Source organism: Streptomyces sp. NBC_00996, from assembly GCF_045162675.1.
In the GTDB taxonomy this organism is placed as follows: domain Bacteria; phylum Actinomycetota; class Actinomycetes; order Streptomycetales; family Streptomycetaceae; genus Streptomyces.
This window is the reverse complement of the sequence record NZ_CP108723.1, coordinates 3703764-3730253: the sequence shown is the minus strand read 5'-3', so window position 1 is coordinate 3730253 and position 26490 is coordinate 3703764. Positions and strand designations below refer to the sequence as shown.

General features: G+C 69.2%; 20 protein-coding genes and 1 tRNA gene. 15 read left to right on the top strand and 6 right to left on the bottom strand.

Annotated elements, in window-relative coordinates:
• Positions 1-451: 451 nt before the first annotated feature.
• The 4 genes from OG390_RS17685 to OG390_RS17670 all read right to left on the bottom strand — a co-directional run bounded on the left by OG390_RS17685 (position 452) and on the right by OG390_RS17670 (position 5032).
• Complete coding sequence (locus OG390_RS17685) at positions 452-2533, bottom strand: hypothetical protein (protein ID WP_406169048.1); 2082 nt, start codon at positions 2531-2533, stop codon at positions 452-454.
• Between the two features lie 344 nt (positions 2534-2877).
• Positions 2878-3606 (bottom strand): L,D-transpeptidase family protein, encoded by a 729-nt coding sequence (locus tag OG390_RS17680; protein WP_406169046.1) that lies wholly within the window; start codon positions 3604-3606, stop codon positions 2878-2880.
• 5 nt (positions 3607-3611) lie between these two features.
• On the bottom strand, positions 3612-3887 hold the full coding sequence (locus OG390_RS17675) for a hypothetical protein (RefSeq protein ID WP_406169044.1): 276 nt from the start codon (positions 3885-3887) through the stop codon (positions 3612-3614).
• A 44-nt stretch (positions 3888-3931) separates the two neighbouring features.
• Entirely contained in the window at positions 3932-5032 is a 1101-nt protein-coding gene (locus OG390_RS17670) for a Tat pathway signal sequence domain protein (protein ID WP_406169042.1), read from the bottom strand.
• Between the two features lie 371 nt (positions 5033-5403).
• Between OG390_RS17670 and OG390_RS17665 the strand changes: the two genes are divergently transcribed.
• From OG390_RS17665 to OG390_RS17635, 7 genes are all read left to right on the top strand, one after another.
• Positions 5404-11970: an RHS repeat-associated core domain-containing protein gene (locus tag OG390_RS17665; RefSeq protein WP_406169040.1), complete on the top strand. Its 6567-nt coding sequence runs from the start codon at positions 5404-5406 to the stop codon at positions 11968-11970.
• Between the two features lie 53 nt (positions 11971-12023).
• Positions 12024-12746 (top strand): hypothetical protein, encoded by a 723-nt coding sequence (locus tag OG390_RS17660; protein WP_406169038.1) that lies wholly within the window; start codon positions 12024-12026, stop codon positions 12744-12746.
• A gap of 148 nt (positions 12747-12894) precedes the next feature.
• Positions 12895-14043, top strand: coding sequence for a glutamate 5-kinase (gene proB / locus OG390_RS17655; protein ID WP_406169036.1), 1149 nt, complete (start codon positions 12895-12897; stop codon positions 14041-14043).
• Between the two features lie 177 nt (positions 14044-14220).
• Positions 14221-14751, top strand: a complete 531-nt coding sequence (locus OG390_RS17650; protein WP_406169035.1) for a hypothetical protein — start codon at positions 14221-14223, stop codon at positions 14749-14751.
• A 177-nt stretch (positions 14752-14928) separates the two neighbouring features.
• On the top strand, positions 14929-16215 hold the full coding sequence (locus tag OG390_RS17645; protein ID WP_406169033.1) for a glutamate-5-semialdehyde dehydrogenase: 1287 nt from the start codon (positions 14929-14931) through the stop codon (positions 16213-16215).
• Positions 16216-16336: 121 nt separating this feature from the next.
• Positions 16337-16978 carry a hypothetical protein gene (locus OG390_RS17640; RefSeq protein ID WP_406169031.1) on the top strand — a complete coding sequence of 214 codons (642 nt, stop codon included), beginning with the start codon at positions 16337-16339 and terminating at the stop codon, positions 16976-16978.
• A 113-nt stretch (positions 16979-17091) separates the two neighbouring features.
• Complete coding sequence (locus OG390_RS17635) at positions 17092-18159, top strand: hypothetical protein (protein ID WP_406169029.1); 1068 nt, start codon at positions 17092-17094, stop codon at positions 18157-18159.
• Between the two features lie 62 nt (positions 18160-18221).
• Here OG390_RS17635 and OG390_RS17630 read toward each other — a convergent pair whose 3' ends face one another.
• The gene (locus OG390_RS17630) at positions 18222-19364 is read right to left on the bottom strand and encodes a M48 family metallopeptidase (RefSeq protein ID WP_406169027.1); all 1143 of its coding nucleotides are present in this window, start codon (positions 19362-19364) and stop codon (positions 18222-18224) included.
• Between the two features lie 103 nt (positions 19365-19467).
• On the opposite strand from OG390_RS17630, the gene OG390_RS17625 reads away from it, so the two are divergent.
• From OG390_RS17625 to OG390_RS17595, 7 genes are all read left to right on the top strand, one after another.
• The gene (locus OG390_RS17625) at positions 19468-19626 is read left to right on the top strand and encodes a hypothetical protein (protein WP_406169026.1); all 159 of its coding nucleotides are present in this window, start codon (positions 19468-19470) and stop codon (positions 19624-19626) included.
• Positions 19627-19780: 154 nt separating this feature from the next.
• Positions 19781-19942 (top strand): hypothetical protein, encoded by a 162-nt coding sequence (locus OG390_RS17620; protein ID WP_327428662.1) that lies wholly within the window; start codon positions 19781-19783, stop codon positions 19940-19942.
• A gap of 69 nt (positions 19943-20011) precedes the next feature.
• Entirely contained in the window at positions 20012-20746 is a 735-nt protein-coding gene (nadD, locus tag OG390_RS17615) for a nicotinate-nucleotide adenylyltransferase (RefSeq protein WP_406169024.1), read from the top strand.
• 16 nt (positions 20747-20762) lie between these two features.
• Positions 20763-22532: a LytR C-terminal domain-containing protein gene (locus OG390_RS17610; RefSeq protein WP_406169022.1), complete on the top strand. Its 1770-nt coding sequence runs from the start codon at positions 20763-20765 to the stop codon at positions 22530-22532.
• Positions 22533-22644: 112 nt separating this feature from the next.
• Positions 22645-23088: a ribosome silencing factor gene (gene rsfS, locus OG390_RS17605; protein ID WP_406169020.1), complete on the top strand. Its 444-nt coding sequence runs from the start codon at positions 22645-22647 to the stop codon at positions 23086-23088.
• Complete coding sequence (locus OG390_RS17600) at positions 23085-23747, top strand: histidine phosphatase family protein (protein WP_406169018.1); 663 nt, start codon at positions 23085-23087, stop codon at positions 23745-23747. The genes rsfS and OG390_RS17600 overlap by 4 nt, the downstream gene beginning before the upstream one ends.
• A gap of 106 nt (positions 23748-23853) precedes the next feature.
• Positions 23854-23926: transfer RNA gene (locus OG390_RS17595), tRNA-Ala, on the top strand.
• A 71-nt stretch (positions 23927-23997) separates the two neighbouring features.
• Here OG390_RS17595 and OG390_RS17590 read toward each other — a convergent pair.
• Positions 23998-24888, bottom strand: a complete 891-nt coding sequence (locus OG390_RS17590; RefSeq protein WP_406169016.1) for a helix-turn-helix transcriptional regulator — start codon at positions 24886-24888, stop codon at positions 23998-24000.
• 119 nt (positions 24889-25007) lie between these two features.
• Between OG390_RS17590 and OG390_RS17585 the strand changes: the two genes are divergently transcribed.
• Entirely contained in the window at positions 25008-26477 is a 1470-nt protein-coding gene (locus OG390_RS17585) for an MFS transporter (protein WP_406169014.1), read from the top strand.
• The last annotated feature ends 13 nt before the right edge of the window (positions 26478-26490 follow it).

Here is a 26490-nt window from a genome sequence, read left to right as displayed (position 1 = left end):
CGCACGCTCAGGCGCGACCGAGGCTGCCGCCGGAGCGTGGCACGGTCCACCACGCTCCCCGGGCCGCACGGTGCAGCGATCTGTGCGGCGCACCTTCTGAGACGCGTACAGTTCGCGGTCCGTTCCATCCCCTGTGGTTTTTCTGTCTGTTCCTGTTCCGCGCGCCCTGCCGGTGGTGTCTACGGGAGTGCCCATCCGCCGGACCAGTGTGTCCTTGTAGGAGATGCTGGCCCTTTTGCGGGTGTCCGTGTCGGAGACGACGGAGGCGAATCCGCTGCAGAGGCGGACTGTCTGGGCCGACGGGAAGAGCATGTCCCGGAAGGACTTCCGGAAGAAAGCCGACGACTCGTGTTGAAGCGCCGTCCGGTGTGAGCCGTCCCCGATGACGAGAGCCGGGCCTTGGGCCCGGCTCTCGTCATCGATGGCGCTCCGTGCCGCCAGGGTCGACGCGCTACGCGTTGACCGAGTCCTCCGCCCCATTGGCCTCCGGAGACTCCGGCTCCATGTCCTCCGCGGCCCCACGCGGTGAGGGGATCGCCGCGGAGAGTCGGGACTCCATCCGCACGCTCCGTTCGTCGGCCTTGGTGCACAGGGCGTCGATGGCCGCGTTGAAGCGGACCAGGGACGGCGGGTCCGACGGGCCGAGCAGGTGTTCCTTCAGTTCGGCGCGGGCTGCGGTGAAGGTGTCCTTGTCCGGGTGGCGGACGGACTCCAGGAGGGCCGGGACGCCGTCGGCGGCGGGGGTGAGGACGGCGCCCGCGGAGACCGTGGGGAAGCCGGTGCGGAAGGCCGCCTCCGTCATGCCCGAGGTGTTGGCGACGGCGTACGGCTTCTCACTGGAGAGCCAGTCCGAGACGACCGACGAGACGTCGCTGATCAGCAGGTCCGCCTGGTTGAAGCAGGCGAAGATCGCCGGACGTGCGTCCGTGATGATCTGGTGCTCCCACTCCGGGAAGGACGCCCAGTAGGCGGACTCCCAGGCCGCCGTCGCCTCGGCGATCTCCGCCTCGCGGTCGCCCTGCGGCGCGCCCTGGAGCAGCATCCGCTCCATCTCGTCCGCGCTCTCGCGGAAGGCGGTCGAGGTCGCCTTGTCCAGCTCGACCGTACGGCGGGTCAGCTCGGCCGCCGCCTGCGGGCCGGGGCGGGCACCGGACCGCTTGGTGTTGGCCTCGCGGATCATCGTCTTGATCCGCTCGTTCGCGGCGCCCGCGCGCGGATCGACGGACCCGGTCATCGGGTGCGGCTTGTAGAGCAGGCGCACACCGTCGTCGGCGAGGAGCTGCCGCACGATGTTCTCGCCGGCCAGGACCACCGAGGTGTTGCCGGGGTTGCCGTCCCAGCCCTCCCAGGTGGGGGCGTACAGGACGGTCGTGTACGCACCTGTGGGCGTGCCCGAGCAGGGGCGGATCGGCGCCAGCTGGGGCCGGCCGACCTCGACGATGTCCTTGTTGTCGACGCCGACGTCGGCCAGCGCGTACCGCTCGCGGGCCGCGGGGCCGGCCACCCACACCTCGTCGTACGCCTTGGCGTACGGGTTGCAGGAGGACAGCTTGTCGCTCTCGCCGTGGTTGATGAAGGCGTGCTTGATCGTGGGGATGCGCAGCACCTGTGAGGTCTTCGCGGCGTTGGCCGGGTGCAGCATCATCTTCAGCGTCGAGTTCTCCAGTGAGAACATCGTCGCGACCTTCGGGAAGCAGATGATCGGGACGTCGGTCGCGTCGATCTTCTGCACCATGAAGCGCTCACGCAGCACGATCAGCGGCTTGGCGTCGAGCTGCGAGAGCGTGGAGAGCCACATGTTCGCCTGGTACGCGGACGTCGTGCCGCCCGAGAAGTACATGGCGACCGTCGGCTGGTAGTCCGCCAGCCACTGATCCAGCCACTCCATGACCTTCTGCTCGCTCTTGGCGCGCTTCTTCGGCAGCAGCCAGGTGCCGAGGTACGCGATGCCGCCGATGATCAGCGCGAGGGCGATACCGACGCCGATGCGGCCCCAGTACGCGTCCGTGGTGGCCGCGGTGACCAGCAGGCCAGCTGTCGTCGGCAGGGAGAACGTCAGTAGGCGGTTGCCCTGGCGGCGGGCCAGGATGCGCGGCGGCGCGGTGGTCAGACGCAGCGCGGTCGCGTCGATGTTCCGGGTGACGACAGGCAGCGTACGGGTGCGGCGCACCAGGACCGAGACGGCCTGGCAGGCGAAGTGCAGCGCGTAGAAGACGCACAGCCCGACCAGCAGCGGCGCCTGCTCGCGCGTCGGGTCGATGCCGTCGATGCGCAGCAGTCCTACCAGGATCAGCATGTCGCGCAGCAGCTGGCGGACGGTGACGTCGAAGCGGACCTTGCCGAGAGACGCGAGCAGGCCGGGATCCCGGTACTGCAGGCAGACGTCCAGGGCGAGACCCGCCGCGCTCGCGGCGATGAACACAGGGACGTTCGGCAGCAGCGCGGAGACGATCTGGGCCGTGAAGAGCGCGAACATCGCGAGCATCGCGGAGAGCTGCACGATGCGGCGGAGGGAGAGGCCTGTGGAAGGCACGGGCTGGGCTCCTGCGAAGGGATACGGCGGATGGGGGGAGCGTGGGAGGTGCGGCCCGCCCCTGGGTACGCCCGGGAAGGGGCGCCGCAAGAAGAAGACCGACCACCGACCGTATGACTTCTGGCCCCGGCTAGCAATCTTCCGTGGGGACAATCACTAAATAACGAACATATTGCTTGGAAGTCTGTGAGTGAGCCCTGAAAGCGCGGGTGCCCGCCCTGGAACCAAGGCCGTCCGCCCTCCGGAAACCGACGTCGTTCCCTCACGGGAAAAGCGGTCGTCCGCCCCTCGAAAGGCGGCCGGTGCCCGCCTTCTCGCCGTCGGATGCGCTGTCGGTCCTGCTGTCAGGCCTTCAACTCCGCTTTGTCTCCCATCACCACGACCGGGTGTTGCTCGGGGTCGAGGGTGCGCAGCAGGTACTGCATCGCCGACTTGGACAGGCTCACGCACGCCGACGTGCCGCTGCCGTGGTCCATGTGCAGCCAGATACCGCCGCCCTTCGACTGTCCCTGTGGCCGGGTCGGGTCATTGGGCGGAGTGCCCTTGACCCGGTTGTAGTCGATGGCGATGACGTAGTCGAAGTCGTGCCAGTACCCCTTCTTCCAGTAGTGGGGGGCTTGGAACGATGCGGACTTGGTGTACGGCAGCTTGGCTGCTGGGGCGTCGAGCACGCCGCCCGCGTCGCTCAGCGTGAACACTCCCACTGGGCTGCGCCGGTCGCCCTCGTGATGGTCTGTCGTCCACCCCTTCCTCCCGTTGTGCGCCGCCCAGGAACGTGTCCGCTTCCAGGTGGAGTCGTGCTTGCTGAAGAGCACGACGGTCGAGTTGGGGGAGTTCCTGCCCGCGCCGTAGACGGCGACCACCTGGCGGGAATCGGCCGTTACGCGTTTCCACAGCCGGTCGCTGACGTCGGGTATTCGCTTCAGGGCCGTGTTCCGTGGCTGCGCGTGGTCCGCCTGGTCGCTGGTCGCGGCGGCGGGCCCGTGGTCCGAGCTGCCGCACGCCGCCAGGGACATCGCCAACGCACCGCAGGCCGCCACCGCGGTCGCCCGTATCGCACTGCCTTTTCGCATGGGCTTCATGGTCGCAGACCGTCCCAGACGAGTACGCGCTGTCCCCACGTGCGACCGCCGCCGGTGGCCCGTACCGGGTCTTCTCGAAACGGCGCCGATGCGGCGCCGCCGCGGCGGTCGCGGGCGCGCCGCAGGTTGTCCGCTGCCGGGCGGGCCAGTTGTTCCCAGCCGTCAGCGGCCTCCGCGCGCTCCACGGCAGGCCTCGGGCAGTTCCTGGCGCCCGGTACCCGTGCATCGACGTGCGCGAAGGGGTCCACGCGGACGAGTTCTCCTGCGGACACCTTCGGTGTACTCCGGATGTGCCGTGTTCAGGGGCGGGTGTACGTCAGACCAGTGCGTCCTTGTAGTAGATGCTGGCCCTTTTGCGGGAATCCGTGTCGGAGACGACGGAGGCGAATCCGCTGCAGAGGCGGACTGTCTGGGGGTTGTTGGGGTCGGGGATCTGGATGGCCATGCCTTCGGGCTCCCGGTAGGGGAGGGAGTAGCCGGCCTTGGTGAGTTTCTGCTCGGTCATGGCGCCGGTGTTCCAGTCGATGCTGGTGATGTAGGTGTTGCCGTCGGGTGAGACGGATCCGTCCGTGCCGTATGCCGTGCCGGCCAGGAGGTAGAGGTAGCTTCCGTAGCTGGTGAAGCCCTGGAAGGTGTCGGGGTAGCCGGGCTGGAGGTCGGCGGGCTGGGCCACGTCGGCGAGCGTGGTTCTGCCGCCTGCCTTGAAGTCGGCGAGGTCGTAGAGCCGGTAGCGCCATGCGCCGCTGACACGGCAGCGTACGACGAGCCGGTTGTTGGCCGGGTCGATGGCGGCGGTGGTGCGGTCGACTCCGCTTTCGAGGGTGTACTGGATGAGGGCCGGGGAGTCTGCGGTCAGTACTGTGCCGTTGGTGAATTTGAACCGGGCGAGCCGGTCGCCCCATCCGGTGTATGTCGTGCCGTCGGGATTCAGGGCGGGGACGGAATGTGTTTCGGTCCACAGGTAACTGCCGGAGTTGGTGGATTCGACGCCGATCTGTACGCCGTGTCCGAATCCGCGGAGATACATGGTGCCGAGAATTCGCCCAGCGGTGTCCAGGCGGGTCAGGCAGAGGTCTCCATTGGCGGTGCGGTCGTTGCCGGAGTATGTCTGGGTTTCGCCGGGCAGTTGGAGGCCGCCGTCGACCAGTTGCACCGCGAAGATGTGTCCGCGGGTGTTGTCGAATGCGAAGGACTGCAGGACGCGTGTTCCGGACAGCCAGACTTCGCGCAGCAGTGCGGTGGAGGGGGCGGTGAGGTCGAACCGCTGGGTGGCGGTCACGGATCCCGGGGTGGCGTCTTCTTTCGAGGTGCGACGGGAGTGTGCGACTCCCTGGGCCACCCCGACGGCGACGGCCGGAACGGCTGCCGCGCCGGCGGCGGCCGCCGCCATGCGCAGAATCTGTCTGCGATCGAGCATGGTGATCGAAGCCCCCCTCGAAAAGGAAAAATGCCACTGCCCGCACCCTTGGCGCGCAAATTGGGCATGCGGTGCCAAGGGGATGCCGACTGTGGTGCCGGCGCGCCATTAAAGCACCTGGTATCGGGGTGCGACAGCGACGCCTGAATCGGCGTTCCAGTTGGTCATGTATCGGTAAAGCCTCTCCTGCGAGGCGGGCTGATTTCGCCTTCAAGCGGGGGGTATGCGGCCATTGGTGAAGTGATCACGGTGATTATGATCCGGCCCACGCGTGTTCGCCTTGTGTTGGTCCTGTGTTGCAGCTGTAGCGCGAACGTCGCTCTTTTTGACTGTTTGTGGCCGGTATGTGACCGGCCTGAGGGGTGGGGTTCATGGCGAGATCTGTCAGACGCGGCTTCGTCGTGGCGGTCTCCAGCGTCTTGCTTTCCGGGCTTCTCTCCGCGCCGGCGCTTGCCGCTGTTGTCGCCGCCGCCAAGCCGGTGGACAAGACGGTCAGCGTGTCGGCGCGCAAGGGTGAGGCCGTGCCGGGGCAGCAGGCCGAGCCGACCATGACGAAACCGCCCCGGACGACCTGGCCCAAGCGCGCCGAGGCAAGCGTCGACTTGAGCGGGGCGAAACCCGGGCACCCCCTGGCCGTGGCTCCGTCGGGGGCGGTAGTAGAGGCCGGGGGCGGCAGCAAGGCGGCCGAGTCCGCCGTTGTTTCCGTCCAGACGCCCACGGCCGCGCAGCGCCTCGCCGCGGGTACACCGCCTCAGGCCGAGTTCGACGCGCGGAAGAAGGGCGCCAAGGCGGCCCTCACATCCGGCAAGAAGCTCGATCTGGCCCCGTCGGCTCCCGCGCCGACGAACGTGGACGTCGAGGTGCTCGACCGCGCGAAGGTCACGTCCGTCGGCGGTGTCGGCATGGGTTTGCGTCTGGCCCGCACGGACGGGAAGGCGGCCCCGGGCCCGGTCCGCGTCACGATCGACTATTCGCGCTTCAAGTACGCCTACGGCGGCGACTTCGCCTCCCGCCTGCGCCTGGTGCAGATGCCCGCCTGTGCGCTGACCACGCCGAAGGAGCAGGGCTGCTCCCCGGACCTCCGCCGCTTCGTCCCGGTCCACAACGATGTGAAGTCGGGCAAGCTGACGGCCACGGTGTACGCCGACGCCGACGCCAACGCGACGACCACGGGCGGCTACCAGACCCAACTGCTGAGAAGCGCCACGACCGCGGCCACCACGACCTCCACGGTGACGACGCTGACGACGGGCTCGTCGTCGGACGAGGGTGACTACCGGGCCACCAAACTCAGTCCCAGCGGTTCGTGGGACGTCTCGATCGGCTCCGGGGCGTTCACCTACAACCTGCCGGTCACCCTGCCCAAGGCCCCGTCCGGTGCGACTCCGTCGCTGTCACTGTCGTACAACTCGCAGTCCGTGGACGGCCGTACCTCCGAGACCAACAACCAGGCCTCCTGGGCCGGGATGGGCTGGGACCTGCAGGTCGGGTCCATCGAGCGGCGGTACAAGAACTGCTCGCAGGACGGCATCTCCACCGTCGGTGACATGTGCTGGGCCTCGCCCAACTCCAGCCTGGAGCCGGACGGCGCGGAGTACGTCATCAGTCTCAACGGAGTGAACTCCGAGCTGATCCAGGACGGCAACGGCACCGGCTCGTACCACATCAAGGACGATCCGGGCTGGCGGGTGCAGCACCTGACGGGCGGTCACGGCTCGGACGACGAGTACTGGGTGATCTCCACCCAGGACGGCATGCGCTACTACTTCGGCTGGGGCCGCAGCGAGCGCACCAGCGCGGCGACCGACTCGGTGCTCACCATGCCGGTGGCCGGCAACGACTCGGGCGAGCCGTGCCACAGCACGTTTCCCGAGCCGTGCACCCAGGCCTGGCGCTGGAACCTGGACCGTGTCGTCGACCCGAACGAGGTCGAGAACGCCTACTTCTACGACAAGCAGACCAACTACTACCGTTCGGTCATCAACACCGACAAGGCCCGCGAGTACGACGCGGCCAGCTATCTGGCCCGCATCGAGTACGGCTGGGCCTCCCAGATCTCCGGCGCGCAGCTGCCCGCCGAGGTCGTGCTGAAGCACGTGGGCCGCTGCGTGGAGCGGATGAGCGAGGCGAACCCGCTGGACAACGAGCCGGCGGCGTGTCCGGGTATCTCCTCCAACCCGGACTCCTACCCGGACGTGCCGACCGACCTGATGTGCGACGGCACGTCGGCGGACAACTACTGCGCGGGCATGACGTACTACCCCACCTTCTTCAGCACGGACATGCTGTGGGACATCAAGACGTACGTCCGCGACACCGACGCCGATGCCTGGGCCCCGGCGATGCAGTACCAGATGAAGCACGGCCTGCCTGACCCCTCCGGCTCGGTCGGCAAGACCCTCTGGCTCGACTACGTCCAGCGCAAGGGCTACGGCGACGGCCCCGACCTGACCCTGCCGGTCATCAACTTCAACGGTGAGTGGAAGGACAACCAGGTCGGCTCCGGCCTGCTCAACTTCCGCCGGGTCACCAAGGTCTACGGCGACCTCGGCTCGGTCACGAGCGTGACCTACAGCCAGCCCGACGCCTGCGACATCAACAACCTGCCCAGCGAGTCGTCCAACACCCAGCTGTGCTTCTGGCAGAAGTGGACGCCCGAGGGCGGCACCGAGCAGACCGGCTGGTTCAAGAAGTACCTGGTCACCCAGGTCTCGGTCGATCCGGGCGTGGGCCAGGGCGCGAACAGCGACGGCGACCCGACCATGACGACGACGTACGAGTACCACGGCGGCGCCGGCTGGCGGTTCACCAACGATCCCCTGATCCCTGACGCGGACGAGACCTGGTCCGACTGGCGCGGCTACCCGCAGGTGGAGGTCTTCACCGGCACCAAGAGCAACGCGGCCTCGACCTACCACTGGCTCTACCGCGGCCTGGACGGCGACCGCACCTCCAAGACGGACTCGTCGTTGCACCGCAGTGTGTCGGTCACGGACGGTTTCGGCGACTCCTGGACGGACTCGGCGTGGCTGGCGGGCAAGACCCTGGAGCAGAGCAGCCGTGACGGTGACGGCTCCTCCCACCAGCGCGTCCGCAAGGAGTACTGGGTGCACGACACCGCCCAGTACGACGGCCTGCCCGACGCCCGCTTCGTCCGCGACAGCAAGACCACGACGGACGAGCTGACCTCCCAGGGCTGGCGCGAACACACCGTCAAGGACGAGTACGACGACACGTCGTCCACCAGCACCACCTACGGGCTGCCGCTGCGCACCAACGACTGGGGCCTGTCGAGCTTCGACGACAACCGCTGCACCACCTACGGCCGCGCCTACAACACGTCCACCTTCCCCAACTCGAGCGTCAAGCGCTGGATGGTCTTCCAGGACGAGGAGCGCCACTACGCAGCCGACTGCGCCTCACGCGGTTCCGCCAACCAGGACGCGTACACGGTGACGCTGTACGACGGCTCCACGTCGGTCGCGAACAACGACGCGAGCCTGGTCGACGGCAACGCGACCGAGCAGCGCACCTACACGGACGCCGCCGCCTACCACTCCACGAGGACGGACTACGACAGCGCGGGCCGCGTCATCGCCACGTACGACGGCAAGAACGCCAAGACGACCACGACCTACTCTCCGGCCACGTCCTGGCCGACCAACGGCGTCACGGTCACCACGCCGGACCCCGACGGCACCGGCCCCGGCGCAGCGATGTCCACGACCACATGGTCGTCGCGCCTGTGGGGCACCCCGTATCGGATCCTGAACGCCAACGGGCAGACCACCCGCTTCGTGCACGACTCGGTGGGCCGCTACAGCACCGTCTACAAACCGACGGAGATCGCGAACTACCCGAGCGGTGACCCGTCGATGAAGTTCACCTACACCACCCCGACCGCGACCAACAGTGACGGCGTGCCGGACACGGTCACCGGACCGCCCATGGTGGCCACCGGCGTCCTGCAGTCCGGCACCACGTATGTGAACTCCTACCAGTACCTCGACGGCCTGGGCCGCACCCGCGAGACCCAGTCGACGGCCCCGGACGGCAACGGCCGCACCGTGGTCTCCACCCGCTACGACACCTCCGGCAACGTCACGGGTACCTCCGCGGCGTTCTACAACTCAAGCGCGGCGGGCTCCGGAATGGTGCTGCCCACGGTCGCCGACCTGCCGTCCTACACCGACCCGATCATCGACTGGGCGGGCCGGGCGAAGGAGGTGCAGACCCTGGTGAACGGCACACCGCAGCCGGACAACCACACCCGGACGTACTACTTCGGCGACTACACCACCGTCGTGCCCCCGACCGGCGAGCGGACCGATACGTTCACCGACGTCTTCGGACAGATCACCCAGGTCGTGGAGCACGGTCCGACCGGGCCCTCCTCCACCTCCTACGCGTACACGCGCAGCGGCCAGCTCAAGAAGATCACCGATGCCAAGGGCAACACCACCACGTACACCTATGACTGGCTGGGGGAGCGCAAGGCGACCTTGGATCCGGACTCCGGGTCGTCGTCGACCACGTTCGACGAGAACGGAAACGTCGCCACCACGACCGACGGCAACGGCACGACGCTGAGCTACGCGTTCGACGCGCTCCAGCGGCCCACGACCGTCAGCGAGGGCACGACGACGCTGTCGAGGTTGTCGTACGACAGCGCCCCCGGCGGCGTCGGCCTGTCGGCTTCGGCCACGACCTACGCGAACGGCAAGGCATACACCACGGCCGTCACCGGCTACGACGACCGCGGCCGCGTGCAGGGCAAGAAGTACACCGTCCCGGACGACGGTTCCGGCTTCGCCGGCACCTACGACATCGGCTACGGCTACGATTTGGCCGACCACACCACATCGGTGAGCTACCCGGCACTCGGCGGACTTCCCGCGGAGACCGTGACCACCTCCTACACCGCGCAGGGCCTGCCGCAGAAGGTCTCCAGCGCGCTGGCCACCTACCAGTCGTCCATCGGCTTCGACCGGCAGGGTCGTCTCAACGCCCGTACCTACGGCACGAGCGGCGGTTCGGACGCCACGGTCAGCCGCGCCTACGCCTTCAACGACGCCAACGGCAGCGGGGCGCTGAGCAGCATCGAGACGACGGTGACCGCGGACAGCACCACCAAGGTCGCGCAGGACGACACGTTCACGCGTGATCTCGGAGGCCAGGTGACCGGTGTCACGGACGGCGTCGCGCACCAGAGCGAGTGCTACACGTACGACGAGCTGAACCGGCTTACCCATGCCTGGACCACGGAGGCGACAGACGGTTGCACGGGCGCGGCGGCGCCGGACCTGAGCAGCGGACTCGACCCCTACGACGCGGCGTACTCGTACGACGAACTCGGCAACCTGAAGTCGGTGAAGGACACGACGGCGACGGGTTCGACGACCAAGGACTACACCTACCCCGGCTACAGCGCGGACGGCTCCACGTACACGGCGGGGCAGCCGCGACCGCACGCGGCGACGAAAGCCGGCTCCGACACCTTCGGCTACAACGAAGCGGGCCAGATGACTTCGCGCACCGTCCAGGGTGTGTCGTCGGCGCTGCACTGGAGCCCCCAGAACCGCGTCGACACCGTCACCCAGCACACGTCCACAGGCGACGAGGTATCGACCTATGTGTACGACACCGACGGCAACGTCCTGATGCGCACCTCCCCCGACGAGGACGTGCTCTACCTCGATGGCCATGAACTACACAAGGCCGCGGGCGGCAGCGCCGAGGCGACGCGCCTGTACGCGGCGGCGGGCACCACAGTCGCGATACGCGAGGCCGACGGCACCGCCGACGGCAAGCTGACCTGGCTCCTGGGAGACACCCAGGCCTCCACGTCACTGCTGATCACCATGGGCGGCGTGATCACACGGCGGCGCTATACACCATTCGGGAAGCAGCGCAACGCCGGGGGCGACCTGCCGTCGGGGCTGGACCGCGGGTTCGTGGGCCAGCGGGAGGACGACTCCACAGGCCTGTCGATCCTTGGCGCCCGGATGTACGACGCGGACCTGGGGCGGTTCCTCAGCCCCGATGAGCTCAACAAGCCGTATGTGCCGCAGGAGATGAACGCGTACAGCTATGCGGGCAACGACCCCGTCAACTACGGCGACCCGTCGGGGTTGGAAGACGGCAGGGCTTGCCGCTGCGGGACCCGGCCGGTCCTCAAGCCCAACCAGCCCGCCCCGGCCGGCCATGGCACGCCGGGGGCGCGGGGCAACGTCGGCAGCAAGACTCCGCACGGCTGCGACCAGGCCTGTCTCGATGCGGTCAACGCGCTGGTCGGCACGTGGAAGAAGCAGAACATCGACAAGAGGCTCGCAGTCGAGCTGCGCTCCTACGTGGAGATCCTGGGCGGGAACATCGACCCGTGTATCCCCGGTGCCGACGTCAGTTCGGGCAATGCCGCGGGATGCCTGGACAAGTACGGCTACACATCAGACGTCACATGGCAGGACATCCTGAACGAGTGGCTGTCGGGGCGTGGCAAGGTGCTCGCGTTCGGCATCGGTAGCAAGGTGACCCAGCAGCTCGCCACGGGCCCGCACAACACGGAGCTGCTTGAGCAGATCCGCAAGAGGATCACCGATGCGGACTTCGACATCTCTGCCAAGGAGCTGGGCGGGGACGCGGCCTATGTGGACGGTACGGGTCTCGGCAAGCTGGGCGAGTTCCCGAAGGACGTTCTGGGGATGCTCACCGACGGCGGCAGGGGCAAGGGCACACCCGACGCCTTCCTCGGCTCCTTCAACGAGGTGTACCAGGTCCTGAACGTGGATAAGAAGAGCCGACAGTTCACCGTAGGCTTCGCCGCCTACAACGCCACCGGCACGGCCTCCCTGACGCACTTTCTTCCGGACATCGGCCAGGGCAACCAGATGGCGACCGTCCACCAGACGTACTACTGGACGATCACTGTCCGCCAGTAGGGCCCGGGAGAAGCCGGGGAAGCCCGGGGAGCGCAGGGAAACAAGGAGATCGAATGGACGAGGTCGCGGACTCGCGGTCGGCAGGTTCCATCTGGCCGGCGGTCGGCGCCGCCCTGCCTCTCCGGCTGCTGGCCATCCTCGTCCTCGTCCTCGGGACGGCCAGCGGGCTGTCGCACCTCCTGCCCGCCCGGGTAGGCGTCACGGAACTGTCCCGCGACGCCAATCCGGGGGGCTCGCTCGTCGTGCACGTCCACCAGACCGACCTGCTGGAGGTGCGGGCCACCTGGTCGACCGGGTTCCTCGGCGACAAGGAGATCGTCCACCACTTCGATGAGCTGCCCTTGGCGCCGGGCGGCGTCGCGGCCTTCGAAGAGTCCGTGCGGCACACGCTTCGCGCCGACGGCAAGTCGGTCACGTTCGCTGGGGACGACCCGCTCGCCGGACTGGGTGGGCTTTCGATGTTCGTGCCGGTGCTCTACTGGCGTTTCATCCCCGAGGCCTGGCTGCGCTGGTCCGTCGTGCTGTGTGGTCTGGCCGTGCTCGGGTCCATCGCCCTGCGCAGGAAACGGCGGGCCGGGGCGGGTCAGTGGTACGCCGCCTGTCTGCTGGCCGGCAGTGGCTTCCTCGCCTACCTGTGGTGCGAGCCCTCACCGCTGTGGCGGCCGAGGCCGGTCGGCCACCCGCCGATGACCGGCCGCCGGGTGGCAACGGTCACCCTGGCCGTCTTCGTCGGCGTCGTCGTGTCCGGCGTCGCCCTGGCGGCACTGCGCCGCTGACCGAGGCGGTCGCCGGACATCGTCCGGACCGTGAAACGTTCGCGCACCTAATGGGCATCCGGGCCGCCTCTTCGCGTAGATTGCCGATCAGGGCAGTCGATCGGCGCGCAGCGCGGCGATTCGCGTGTGAAGGGGGACGAGACCGCAAGTGTCAGCGGCAAGGCAGGACGGCGTAGCAGCAAGGCGACGGGTCGCGGAGGCGGCCCGGATCGTCGTCAAGGTCGGCTCCTCCTCGCTGACGACCGCCGCCGGCGGCCTCGACGCCGACCGTGTCGACGCCCTGGTGGATGTCCTCGCCAAGCACCGCAGCGGCGGTGAGAAGGAGATCGTGCTCGTCTCCTCCGGTGCCATCGCCGCCGGGCTCACCCCGCTAGGGCTGCGCCGCCGCCCCCGAGACCTCGCCCGTCAGCAGGCCGCCGCCAGCATCGGCCAGGGGCTGCTCGTGGCCCGCTACACCGCCTCCCTCGCCCGTTACGGCGTCCGGGTCGGTCAGGTGCTGCTGACCAGCGACGACATGAGCCGCCGCGCGCACCACCGCAACGCCTCCCGCACCCTCGACAAACTCCTCGCGATGGGCGCCCTGCCGGTCGTCAACGAGAACGACACCGTCGCCACGGACGAGATCCGCTTCGGCGACAACGACCGACTCGCCGCTCTCGTCGCCCACCTCGTACGGGCCGACCTGCTCGTCCTGCTCTCCGACGTGGACGGCGTGTACGACGGCGATCCCAGCAAGCCCGGCACCTCGCGGATAGCGGAAGTGGGCGGGCCCGCCGATCTCGACGGCATCGAGATCGGCAGCGCGGGCAAGGCGGGTGTCGGCACCGGCGGCATGGTCACCAAGGTCGAGGCTGCCCGGATCGCGGCGGCCGCCGGCATCCCGGTGGTGCTGACCAGTGCGATCCACGCCGCCGACGCCCTCGCGGGCCGGGACACGGGCACCTACTTCCACCCCACCGGCAAGCGCTCCGCCGACCGGCTGCTGTGGCTGCAGCACGCCTCCACCCCGCAGGGCGCGCTCACCCTGGACGACGGCGCCGTGCGCGCGGTCGTCGAGCGGCGCAAGTCGCTGCTGCCGGCGGGCATCGCGTCCGTCGAGGGCGAGTTCATCGCGGGCGACCCGGTCGAGCTGCGCGACAGCACGGGCCGGGCGGTCGCGCGCGGTCTGGTGAACTTCGACGCCAAGGAGATTCCGCAACTGATCGGCCGCTCGACGCGTGAGCTGGCCCGTGAGCTCGGACCCTTGTACGAGCGTGAGGTCGTACACAGAGACGACCTGGTGATCCTGCATCCGTAAGACATCCGTTCTGCGGCACCCCCGAAACGGCTGTCCACTGCACCCGTAAACGGCCCATTCCCCCGCCTACGGTGGGGGACGTTCCGTAAAACCGCCACGCGACGGCTCCCCACCTGCTCAACTTTGTGGCAGGGAGACCCCGGTATTCGGCACGACCATTGCGTAAAGGAGGCCGTCGTGAGACGAGTGCGCCCCGAGGCGGCGGCGTCCCGCGGTGGTGCCGCTTCCCGTGCGGGTGGCGCCGCTTCCCGTGCAGGAGGTGCCACGTCCCGTGCGGGTGCTGCCGCTTCCCGTGCGGCGGGCGAGGAACGGGCCCTGACGAGCGTCGCGGCCGGTGACACATACGAGGGCGAGGAACCGGCGGACCAGCCCCGGCTGTGGCACGTCACCCTCAGCGTCTCGGGCGATGAGGCCCCGCTGAAGGAGGTCAGGCGCGGTCTCGAACAGCTCGCCCACGACCACCCGTTTCTGCTGACCAGCCGTTACGCCAACGACCACGCGGAGATCCGCTACTGGGAAGAGGCCCGCGATCTGCACGACGCGGCGGCGGTCGCCCTGCGCCTGTGGGGCGAGCACCGCCAGACCGCCAAGCTCCCGCCCTGGGAGATCGTCGGCCTGGAGGTCATCGACCGCGAGACGTACCACCAGCGGATCGCGGAGGGCTACGGACCGCTGCCGGCGACGCCCGTCGGAGTGCACCCCTTCTGAGTCGGTGTCCGGGTCCACGCCGAAGTGCGCCCCCCTCCGTCCGCGCGCGAGCTCACGTCGGAAATCGCTCCGCTTGAGTGCGCGTCCGGGCTCACGTCGGAGTTCGCCCGTTTTGGGCCCGTCTCGCGGTGTGGGATAGCCGGTGGACCCGCTCGCCGGGCGCACTACCCTTCCCTCATGACCACGCTCTCGCCGTACGACTCGATGTCCCCGGTCACCCAGGCCGCCTACCGCGCGAAGGCCGCCGCCGCCGACCTGGCGCCCCTGCCGCGGGCCGAGAAGGACGACGCGCTGCTCGCGATCGCGGACGCGCTGGAGGTCCGTACCAGCGAGATCGTCGCCGCCAACGCCAAGGACATCGCGCGCGCCCGTGAGGCCGGGACCAGCGAGACCGTCATCGACCGGCTCACGCTCACACCCGAGCGCGTGCGCGCGATCGCCTCCGACGTCCGCGACGTGGTGGCGCTGCCCGACCCGGTCGGCGAGATCGTCCGCGGCTCCACCCTCCCGAACGGCATCGACCTGCGCCAGGTCCGCGTGCCGCTCGGCGTCGTCGGCATCATCTACGAGGCCCGCCCGAACGTGACGGTCGACGCCGCCGCGCTCTGCCTGAAGTCCGGAAACGCGGTGCTGCTGCGCGGCTCGTCGTCCGCGTACGAGTCGAACACGGCGCTCGTACGGGTCCTGCGCGACGCCGTGGGCGGCGCCGGGCTGCCCGCCGACGCCGTCCAGCTCGTGCCCGGCGAGGGCCGCGAGTCCGTCCGCGAGCTGATGCGCGCCCGCGGCCTCGTCGACGTGCTCATCCCGCGCGGCGGTGCCTCGCTGATCCGCACGGTCGTCCAGGAGTCCACCGTCCCGGTCATCGAGACCGGCACCGGCAACTGCCACGTGTATGTCGACGCGAACGCCGACCTCGACATGGCGATCGACATCCTGATCAACTCCAAGGCCCAGCGGCCCAGTGTCTGCAACGCCGCCGAGACGCTCCTGGTCCACCAGGACATCGCCCCGCAGTTCCTGCCGCGCGCCCTGGACGCCCTCGCGGACGCCGGGGTCACCGTGCACGCCGACGAGCGCGTCCTCGCCTACGCCAAGGACTCCAAGGCCACCGTCGTCGAGGCGACCCCCGAGGACTGGGAGGCGGAGTACCTCTCGTACGACATCGCCGCCGCTGTCGTCGACTCGCTCGACAGGGCCGTGGAGCACATCCGGCTGTGGACCTCGGGCCACACCGAGGCCATCGTCACCACATCGCAGCAGGCGGCCCGCCGCTTCACCCGACTGGTCGATTCCACGACGGTAGCCGTCAACGCGTCGACCCGCTTCACCGACGGCGGCCAGTTCGGCTTCGGCGCCGAGATCGGCATCTCCACGCAGAAGCTGCACGCGCGGGGGCCGATGGGGCTGCCGGAGCTCACGAGCACGAAGTACATCGTCACGGGGGACGGGCACATTCGGCGCTGAGGCGCCGGTGCAGGGACGGCCGGCGCCGGAGCCCGGGGGCGCGCGGCGTGCGGTGGACGGTCCGCGCTCCGCGCGAGATGCGTCTCGTCAGGTGGATGAATTTCCATACCGTCTGCCCAAAATGACCCCCCAGGTCTACTCTGGATCCGTGCCGGAGGACGTGGGGGGCACGCCGTTCCCTGACGGCTGGGAGCCCGACGACGACCGCGACCGCGGGGGTGCGGACGAAGAGTTCGCCTCCGTGGTCTTCGACGAGGACTTCGTACGGGCGGCGGTGATCCACGAGCCGACCGCCGTGGAGAGACTCCTGGCAGCCGCCCAGGCCCGCGCGGAGGCCTCCGAGGCCGAGGGGCGCCGGGCGCACGCCCGGGGTGCCCGCGGCGACGATGAGCGCTACGAGGACGGCTTCGGGCCCGACGACCGTGGCGATTTCGGCCACGATCCCGAATGGGACGATCTGGACGACACCGAGGTCCTGGAAGGCCGCTACGGCGTACCCGGGACGTACGGCAGGGCCTACGGGAAACAGACCCGCTGGCACCGCCCCGTCGCCTGGATCCTCGCCCTCGTGATGGGCATCGGCATGGTCGCGCTGGCCTTCACTGCGGTCTACCGAGGGGCATCCTCAGGCCGTCAGGAACAGGTCCCGCCGCCCGCCTCGACAGGCCTGGAACATGGCCAGGACAAGGTCACCGGCACCGGTCCCTCCGCCTCGGCCGACTACTCCCAGCCAGCGGTGTCGGCGGTCCCCCGGACACCCTGACACCAACGCTGCCGACGACCCTTCGGACACCGTGACGATCCTGGTGAGAACCTGTCAGAACTTGTCGTGTACCAGGGCGTTTACCTGAGCTCCGGGAGACCTACTCTGAATATATGGGCGGGCCTGGAGACCCACCTGAGGGGACACCCGAGGGTGCTCCCGCTGGTGGAGAGGACGAGTACCGATCCGTCGTCTTCGACGAGTCGTTCGTCCGTGCTGCCCGCCTCCAGGAATTCTCGGCCCAGGAGCGCATGGCCGACCACGCCCCGGCCGTACGCCGCCGCCCGACCCTCCAGCGCGGGCTGTCGCGGCAGGCGCTGATCCTCGTCCTGCTGATCGCCATAGCCTTCGGCACCGCGATCTACATGGGTGTACGCCATCCGTACCAGGCCCCCACCGCCCAGCCCCCCGAGCCCCTGCGGATGACGGTCATACCCCTGGCCCCGCAGACAGCCGTGCCCGGCTCCACGAGCGCCGACGAGCTGTACGCGCGCAGCCCGGCCGCCCAGTTCCGCATCGGCGCCGAGGGCATCACGCTGCCCGCCTCCCGGCGCACCGCGCACTTTTCCGACAGCCAGGTCGTCACCGCCCTGACCACCGCCAAGGACTACCTCGTCGAGTCCTCCCTCGACCCGGACGTGCTCACCGGCGGCGCCACTCGGCCGGTGCGGATACTGCTCGACCCGCAGCAGCTCGACCAGTTCGACCAGAGCATCGACCGGCCGATCGCGGACGGGCGGCACGCGCCCACCGGCTGGCTGGTCCGCTTCGACGCGGCCCAGGTCCAGCTCGCCGACAAGAAGATCCGTGTACAGGGCACCCTCCAGGCCGCCGAGTTCGACTCGAACACCCTTGAGGTCATCGCCGACCACACCTTCGTCTACGCGCTGAAGCCGACGGGCTCGGACGCGAAGGCGAAGGCCTCGCTGTTCACCGTCCGGCGCGAGCTGCACTTCCGCTTCGACCGCGACGACCTGCGCATGCACCAGGCCGAGCTGGTCGTCTCCTACGTCCAGGCGGGGCCGCTCGCCTGCTCCGAGGACTCCGTCAACCACCTTCGCCCGCTGCTCGCGGGACAGACCGCGAAGGCGGGCGGCCCGGCCGGCACCGACCCGTACGCCACCGGCAGTGCGACGGCGCTGTGCGGGTCGCTGGCGACGAGCGCGCAGCCGAAGCTGTAGCCGTTACCGGCGGCGTCTCCGGCGGCGCGGCCCCTTTGGGGCCGCCCTTGGCCGGTTCCGGGTCAGCCGTCGCCGTTGGGGCTTTCGTCGTCCGGGTGCGCGTCGGTGTCCCGCGGCGGCGCGTCCTTCGGTGAGCCGGACGTGTCCTTGCTGGAGCCGCCGCCGCTCGCGAAGCCGCCGAAGCCGCGTCGCACCCGGCCCCCGAGGTCTCCCGCACCGCCCGCGATGTCGGTGACCAGCTTCATCAGCGGGTCCTTGGAGTTCTTCACGTCGCTGGCGTAGCTGGCCGCCGACTGCCGGAAGGAGTCCGAGACCGAGGTGTCCTTGTCCTCGTTGCGCCGAGAGTAGTGACCGTCCATGATCCGCTGGAAGTCGCGGGACTCGGCCCACTTCTTCAGCTCGCCCGCGCGGACGGTGGTGAAGGGGTGGGTGCGGGGGAGGGTGTTGAGGATCTTGAGCACCGAGTCGCGCAGGTCGCCCCCGGCCTCGTACTCCTCGGCCTGGGCGAGGAACGCGTCCACGTTCATCTCGTGCAGGTGATTGCCTCCGGCGAGCTTCATCAGGCCGCGCATCGAGGCCTGCAGGTCCTGGCCGACCAGGAGCCCGGCGCGGTCCGCGGACAGCTCCGACTTGCGGAACCACTCGCGCAGCGCGGTGACGATCGCCATGATCGCGAGGTTCCCGAGCGGGATCCAGGCGACCCGGAGCGCGAGGTTGGTGAGGAAGAGCAATATCGTGCGGTAGACCGCGTGGCCGGAGAGGGCGTGGCCGACCTCGTGGCCGACGACCGCCCGCATCTCCTCCTCGTCCAGCAGCTCGACGAGCCCCGTCGTCACGACGATGATCGGCTCGTCCAGGCCGATGCACATCGCGTTCGGCTGCGGGTCCTGGGTGACATACATCGGCGGGACCTTCTCCAGGTCCAGGATGTAACACGCGTCCCGCAGCATGTCGTTGAGGTGCGCGAACTGGGCGTCCGAGACGCGCACCGAATCGGACAGGAACAGCAGCCGAAGGCTGCGTTCGGGCAGCAGACCGCTGAGCACCTTGAAGACCGTGTCGAAGCCGCTGAGCTTGCGCAGGGCCACCAGGGCCGAGCGGTCCGCGGGGTGTTCGTACGCCCGAGAGGAGATCCCCTCGAAGCGCCTGCGCTGCCTGCTCGGCACGTTCTCGTGCCCGTTCTGCTCGTGGCCGTCGTCGGACATGTGTTCCCCCATGTGCGTCTGAGTGCCCTATGTGCCCCCAAGGCAGAGCCCAGCCTAGGCGGAGATACCGTGGACGGGCAGTACAGAGAAGGAGTCGTACGCCATGGAGCACATCTCCGCAGCCGCCTGGCTCACCGAAGCCGCGAACGCGGCAGACAGGCAGGGCCCGGGAAATCTGCTCCGTGTCGTGCTGATCGTGATGGTCGTCGGAGTGGCTCTGACCGCCTGGTTCCTGCTGCGGGGGTACAAGCGGGACGACTGAGCGCCGCGTCATGGAGGAGGCCGCGACAGTCGGCACACGGGTGTGCGCGGCAACCGGCGTCCCCAACGGCGGAGTCGGGGTGATCGTGGCGGAGGCGCCCGCATACGATGGGCCGACGTCTTTATCCCGCCCACACCGGATAGGTCCTGCCGAGATGAGCTTCCACAGCACCGCTGCACAGTTGGTCACCGTCGCCGCCGAGGGCGAGAACGGCGGCAACCATGAGAGCCTCAGCCCGTTCCTGACCGGCGGCGGGGCGCTCTTCATCCTGCTTCTGCTGCTGTGGATCACCACGCGCTTCAACCGGGACCGCTGAGCCCTATCGGGCCCGCTCGGGGCCTCTGTCGGCCGGAGCCCGTCGGCCGGGCGGGTAGGGTCTGCACGCATGGGAGAGCAGGACATGCCTACCGGTCCGGTGAGTGACACGGAGAGCGGCGCCGCCGGCGCCGCCACGGGTGGCGCGAACGGCGCGGCCGACGACAGCGCGGCGAAGCGACTGACGACCCGCCCCGGAAACGGCTCCTCGAATCCGGGCAAGCGCCGCCTCGGCGTCATGGGCGGAACCTTCGACCCGATCCACCACGGGCACCTCGTGGCGGCCAGCGAGGTCGCCGCGCAGTTCCACCTCGACGAGGTGGTGTTCGTGCCGACCGGGCAGCCGTGGCAGAAGACCGACCGCAAGGTCACCCCGGCCGAGGACCGCTATCTGATGACGGTCATCGCGACCGCCGAGAACCCCCAGTTCTCGGTGAGCCGCATCGACATCGACCGCGGCGGCCCGACCTACACCACGGACACCCTGCGCGACCTGAAGGCACTCAACCCCGACACCGACCTCTTCTTCATCACGGGCGCCGACGCGCTCGGCCAGATCCTCACCTGGCGGTACACGGAAGAACTGTTCTCCCTCGCGCACTTCATCGGGGTCACCCGGCCCGGCCACCCGCTGACCGATCCGGGGCTTCCCGAGGGCGGTGTCTCGCTCGTCGAGGTTCCCGCGCTCGCCATCTCGTCCACGGACTGCCGTGCGAGAGTGGCCAAGGGCGATCCCGTCTGGTATCTGGTGCCGGACGGTGTGGTGCGCTACATCGACAAGCGCGAGCTGTACCGCGGCGAGTGAGCCGAGAGGGGCACCGGTGAACGACCGATACGACGGATACGCGGGCGGCGACCAGTACGAGCTCGTCGGCTATGACGAGTTCGGGCAGCCTGTGTACGGACAGGTGCCGCAGCAGCCTCCCCAGGGGTACGACCCCTATGGCGCCCAGCCGCAGGGCTACGGCTACGACCCGTATGCGACCGGTCAGCAGCAGCCCGTGCAGCCGTACGACACGGGCCAGCAGCCGCATGTGTCGGCATATGACACCGGTCAGCAGCCTCCTGTGTCGCCCTATGACACCGGTCAGCAGCCGTCCGTCCCCTCGTACGACCCTTACGGCACCGGCGCGCCCGGCGCCGCCGGGACCACCTCGCCCGCGTACGACCGCTACGGGCAGTCCGCGGGGCCGGCCGGCACCGCGGGTACCGGTCAGCAGCCCCGAGTTGCCGAGCAGACCGCCTACATCCCGCAGCAGGCCGGACCAGCCAAGGACGGCGAACCCCGGGGCGGTCGGGTCGACCGGGACTACCGCACCGAGCAGTTCGCCTTCGTCGAGGAGCAGGAGGACAACTCCGAAGACGTCATCGACTGGCTGAAGTTCACCGAGAACCGCACCGAGCGCCGCGAGGAGGCCCGGCGCCGCGCCCGCAGCAGGGTCGTCACCCTGCTCGTGGTGCTTGCCCTGGTCGCGGTCGGCGGCGTCGGCTATCTCTGGTACGCGGGCAAGCTGCCCGGCACGTCCTCGAAGGGCAAGCCCGCTACGACGGCCGCCGTGGGTGCTCAGAAGCGCGACGTGATCGTCGTCCACCTGCACAACACCAACGGTGGCGGCACCTCCACGGCGCTGCTCGTCGACAACACCACCACCAAGCAGGGCACCACGGTTCTGCTGCCCAACACCCTTGCCATGACGGGCGACGACGGCTCGACGACCACGCTCGCCAAGTCCGTCGACGACGACGGCTCCTCCGGGACCCAGGACGCGATCGACACGGTGCTCGGGACCAACATCCAGGGCACCTGGCGCCTCGACACCCCCTACCTCAACAACCTGGTCGAGCTCGTCGGCAACATCGACATCACCACCAACGCCGATGTGCCGGACCCCGGTTCGAAGAAGAAGGGCGAGTCGCCCCTTGTGAAGAAGGGCGAGGAGCAGACCCTCAGCGGCAAGATGGCCGTCGCCTACGCCACCTACCGGGCCTCCGGCGAGTCCCAGAACGCGCAGCTGGAGCGGTTCGGACAGGTCATGCAGGGTGTGCTGCGCAAGTTGTCCTCCGACAAGCAGGCGGCGACCACCACGGTGCAGACCCTGGCGCAGATCCTCGATCCGTCCCTGACCGACCAGGACCTCGGCGCCTTCCTCGCCAAGCTCGCCGACCTTGCCAAGGGCGGCGACTACAAGACCGCGCTGCTGCCCGTGCAGCAGGACGGCACCCTGAGCGAGAGCGCCTCCGACAGCGTGGTCAAGGACGTGCTCGGCGGTACCGCGAAGAGCCCCGACGCCGGCGCCGCCGTCCGCGTCGGCATCAGGAACGCCACCGGCAACAAGGCCGCCGCCGCGCAGGCCCGCGTCGTCCTGGTCAACGGCGGTTACACCTTCCTCGACTCCGGTACCGCCACCGCCGCCCGGAGTGTGTCCCTGGTCACATACACCGACGCCGCCAAGAAGAACGACGCCGTCGAGGTCGCCAAGACCTTGGGGCTGCCCACGAGCAGCGTGAAGAAGGGCAAGGCCACGTCCAACGCGGACGTGTCCGTGGTCCTGGGCCAGGACTACAAGGCGAGCAGCGGCTCGACGGGGTGACGGATGCCACGTCCCGGGAGCGCCCGGGGCGGGGCCGAAGAAACGCGTGGGGTGTCGTCGGCGGTCCGTGAGACCCTGGAGTCATTACTGACCGCCGACGGAAAGCCGCGTAGTGACCGCCACGGACCGCTCCATCGAGCTCATCAACACCGCCGCACAGGCGGCCGCAGACAAGCTCGCGCACGACATCATCGCCTACGACGTCAGCGACGTGCTCTCCATCACCGACGCCTTCCTGCTGGCGTCCGCGCCCAATGACCGCCAGGTCAAGTCGATCGTCGACGAGATCGAGGAGCGGCTGAGCAAGGAGCTCGGCGCCAAGCCGGTGCGCCGCGAGGGCGACCGCGAGGCCCGCTGGGTCCTGCTCGACTACATCGACATCGTGGTGCACGTGCAGCACAGCGAGGAGCGTGTCTTCTACGCTCTGGAGCGGCTGTGGAAGGACTGCCCGGAGCTGGACCTGCCCGCCGACGCCAAGGCCACCCGCGGCAAGGCGGCCGAGCACGCCAAGCTCCAGGCCGAGGAGGACTCCGCCGAACTGGGGGAGCTGCGGTGAGCGCCGAAGCCGGGAGAAAGCCGGGCCGGGGCCGCCGCATCATCCTCTGGCGGCACGGCCAGACCTCCTGGAATGTGGAGCGCCGCTTCCAGGGCTCCACGGACGTCGAGCTCACCGAGACCGGGGTGGGCCAGGCCCGCCGTGCCGCCCGGCTGCTCGCCTCGCTGAAGCCCGACGCGATCGTCGCCTCGGACCTCCAGCGTGCCGCGAACACGGCCGAGGAGCTGTCCGCCCTCACCGGCCTCGACGTCACCCACGACGAGGGCCTGCGGGAGACCTACGCGGGCGTCTGGCAGGGGCTGACGCACGAGGAGATCATCGCCCGGTACGGCGACCAGTACTCCGCCTGGAAGCGGGGCGAGCCGGTACGCCGAGGCGGTGGCGAACTGGAGACGGAGGTCGCCGACCGCGCCGCCCCCGTGGTGCTGCGGCACGCCGAGAAGCTCCCCGAGGACGGCACTCTCGTCGTGGTCAGCCACGGCGGCACGATCCGCACCACCATCGGCCGCCTCCTCGGCCTGGAGTCCCAGCACTGGGAGAGTCTCGGCGGCCTCTCCAACTGCTGCTGGTCCGTCCTCGGTGAGGGAGCCCGCGGCTGGCGCCTCCTCGAGCACAACGCCGGCACGCTGCCGGAGCCGGTGCTCGGCGACGACGACTGAGCGGCCCCTGTCCGGTCCCGCGGGCCCGTCGGGACCGGATTTCACTTTCCGGCTGGTCGCAGGCTAAAGTTCTTCTTGTTCGCCCCGCCGGGCGGGAAGAACGCAAGGGGCTATAGCTCAGTTGGTAGAGCGCCTGCATGGCATGCAGGAGGTCAGGAGTTCAATTCTCCTTAGCTCCACAGATTGACTCTCTTTTGAGTTGTCAAAGAACAGTGGTGAAGATCCCGTTCCCATCAGGGGGCGGGATTTCTCATGTCTGCGTCCCTGTCGCCTCGACGCCCAAGGAGCGTGACGGCGGCCACAACTCGTCCCGCCGATCCCGCAACGCGGCCAGCCTTCTCCTCGCCTCCTCATCTTCCGGTGTGTAGGCCACGATCCGGCACTCCGGCATGCCGTTGATCGACAGCGACACCGAGGTCATGTGCAGCTCGCCCACAGCCTCGTGCCGGAACGTCTTCACACGCGGTCCCGGCGGCACGACATCGCCTCCCGACCACAGCTCCGCGAAGTACGGACTGGCGGCCGAGAGCCTGCGTATGAAGTCCTCCCAGGCGGGCTCGCCGACATGTCTTCCGTACGACGACCGCATGGTCGCCACCATCAACGGCAGCTCGCTGTCGCGGAATACGACCGGGCAGTTCGGTTCGGGCACGGTGAACAGCGTCCACAGCGCGTTGGGAACGCCGACGTGGAGCGTCTGCGGCACGAAGAACAGGTCGCGGTAAGGGGGGTTGGTGGCCAGGATGTCGTACCGCGAGTTGTAGACCGCTGCCGGACGCGGGTCGAGGGCGTCGATGATGCCCTGGATCTCCTCGCCCACGGTCTGCACGGGGCCCTCGCGTTCGGGCTCGTAGGGCACCTCGGCCAAGTGATAGAGATGCTCGTGCTCGGGCTGGTCGAGGCGCAGCGTGCGCGCCACTGCATCCAGCACCTGCGCGGACGCGTTGATCGGGCGTCCCTGCTCGAGCCATGTGTACCAGGTGACGCCGACCCCGGAGAGTTGTGCGACCTCCTCGCGGCGCAGCCCCGGCGTACGGCGCCGTAAGCCCGGTGGCATCCCCACGTCGGCCGGTGTCACCCGCGCCCGCCTGCTGCGCAGGAAAGCGGCCAGCTCCGGCCTGCGACGCTGTGTCGTGTTCATCGGCCTCACTTCCCCCGTCACTCATCGTCCGTGCCGAACCCGTCCGCTGCCAGGTGCTGTCAGTACCAGCATCGGCGGGCTCTCGTTACCCGTATCCAGCCGCCATCACGCTCGACGGCATGACGACGACAACCCCCGCGGGAACAGGTCCGGCACGCGATCCAAGTCCTGAGACCAGTAAAGACCCCGGCACTGACAACCGGCCCGGACGTCTGCTCGCGGTCGTGCTCGCGGCCCAGTTCATGGCATTGCTCGACGTCTTCATCGTGAACGTCGCGGTGCCCACGATCGGTTCCGAACTCCACGCGTCCGGCGCCGGACTGCAGCTGGTGGTCGCCGGATACTCCATCTCGTACGCCGTGCTGCTGATCACCGGAGCGCGACTGGGCGACCGGCTGGGCCACCGACGGGTCCATCTGGCCGGGCTCGCGCTGTTCACCGCCGCCTCGCTGGCCTGCGGACTTGCCCAGGGAACAGGGGAGTTGATTGCCTTCCGGCTGATCCAGGGCGCCGGATCAGCTGTGATGATCCCGCAGGTGCTCAGCCTGATCCAGCGCAACTTCACCGGCGAGGCACGGGCCCGCGCCCTCGGCGCCTACGCGGCAGTCCTCGCCACCGGCGCCGCGGCCGGACAGGTGCTGGGCGGCGTTCTGGTCAGCGCCGACCTGTTCGGCACCGGCTGGCGGCCGGTGTTCCTGGTGAACGTGCCCGTGGGCGTCGTACTCCTGGCCGTCGGCAGCCGCGTACTGCCGCGGGACGACGTATCGGCCCTTGAACGCTCGCGCGGCCTCGACCTGCCGGGGCTCGTGCTGCTGGCCGCCGCCGTCTCCCTCTTCACTGTGCCACTCGTGCTCGGGCAGGAGGAGGACTGGCCGCTGTGGTCCTGGCTGTCACTGGGAGCGGCCGCGGTGTTCTTCGCCCTGTTCTGTCTGTACGAGTCCCGGTTGGCCCGGCGCGGCGGGGTGCCGCTGATCGCGCCGAGGGTGCTGCGCCACCCGGGCATCGGCCTCGCGGTGTTCCGGCTCCTGGCCGTGATGGCGGTCAACGCGGGCTTTCTGTTCGCACTCACCCTGCACATCCAGGGCGGCCTCGGCTACAGCGCGCTGCGCGCGGGACTCACCTTCGCACCCACCGCGGCGGTCTTCGGTCTGGTCGGCCTGACCTGGCGCAACTGGCCCGCTCGCTGGCAGCGCGGCCTGATACCGGCCGGGTTCGCGCTCGCGGCCGTCTCGGTGGCCGGGGTCGGCGGCGTACTGAAGGACGAGGGCGACGGCGGCCTGTGGCTGTATGTGGCGTTCGCGGGTGTCGGTGCCGGGCTCGCGCTCGGTTTCAGCCCCACGCTCACCAGGGCTCTGGCCACGGTGCGGCCCGAGGACGCGGCGGACGCCAGCGGACTGCTCGCGACGGTCACCCAACTCGGTCAGCTGATCGGTGTCGCGGCCTTCGGCACACTCTTCTTGAACCGGCTTGAGTCACTTGGGTCCCCCGGGGCGTATACCTCTGCGGACGCGCTCCTCGCGTGCACATATGCGCTGGCCGCGACGGCCACGTTGGGTGCCGTGTCCGGACTGGTACGAAGGCGTCGCTGACCGTATTGCTCCG

Coding starts and splice junctions, on each gene's coding strand:
- OG390_RS17680 (WP_406169046.1), bottom strand. CDS start 3,606: ATGCGAAAAGGCAGTGCGATACGGGCGACCGCGGTGGCGGCCTGCGGT.
- OG390_RS17670 (WP_406169042.1), bottom strand. CDS start 5,032: ATGCTCGATCGCAGACAGATTCTGCGCATGGCGGCGGCCGCCGCCGGC.
- OG390_RS17665 (WP_406169040.1), top strand. CDS start 5,404: ATGGCGAGATCTGTCAGACGCGGCTTCGTCGTGGCGGTCTCCAGCGTC.
- OG390_RS17660 (WP_406169038.1), top strand. CDS start 12,024: ATGGACGAGGTCGCGGACTCGCGGTCGGCAGGTTCCATCTGGCCGGCG.
- OG390_RS17645 (WP_406169033.1), top strand. CDS start 14,929: ATGACCACGCTCTCGCCGTACGACTCGATGTCCCCGGTCACCCAGGCC.
- OG390_RS17640 (WP_406169031.1), top strand. CDS start 16,337: ATGACCCCCCAGGTCTACTCTGGATCCGTGCCGGAGGACGTGGGGGGC.
- OG390_RS17635 (WP_406169029.1), top strand. CDS start 17,092: ATGGGCGGGCCTGGAGACCCACCTGAGGGGACACCCGAGGGTGCTCCC.
- OG390_RS17630 (WP_406169027.1), bottom strand. CDS start 19,364: ATGTCCGACGACGGCCACGAGCAGAACGGGCACGAGAACGTGCCGAGC.
- OG390_RS17625 (WP_406169026.1), top strand. CDS start 19,468: ATGGAGCACATCTCCGCAGCCGCCTGGCTCACCGAAGCCGCGAACGCG.
- OG390_RS17620 (WP_327428662.1), top strand. CDS start 19,781: ATGAGCTTCCACAGCACCGCTGCACAGTTGGTCACCGTCGCCGCCGAG.
- nadD (WP_406169024.1), top strand. CDS start 20,012: ATGGGAGAGCAGGACATGCCTACCGGTCCGGTGAGTGACACGGAGAGC.
- OG390_RS17590 (WP_406169016.1), bottom strand. CDS start 24,888: ATGAACACGACACAGCGTCGCAGGCCGGAGCTGGCCGCTTTCCTGCGC.
- OG390_RS17585 (WP_406169014.1), top strand. CDS start 25,008: ATGACGACGACAACCCCCGCGGGAACAGGTCCGGCACGCGATCCAAGT.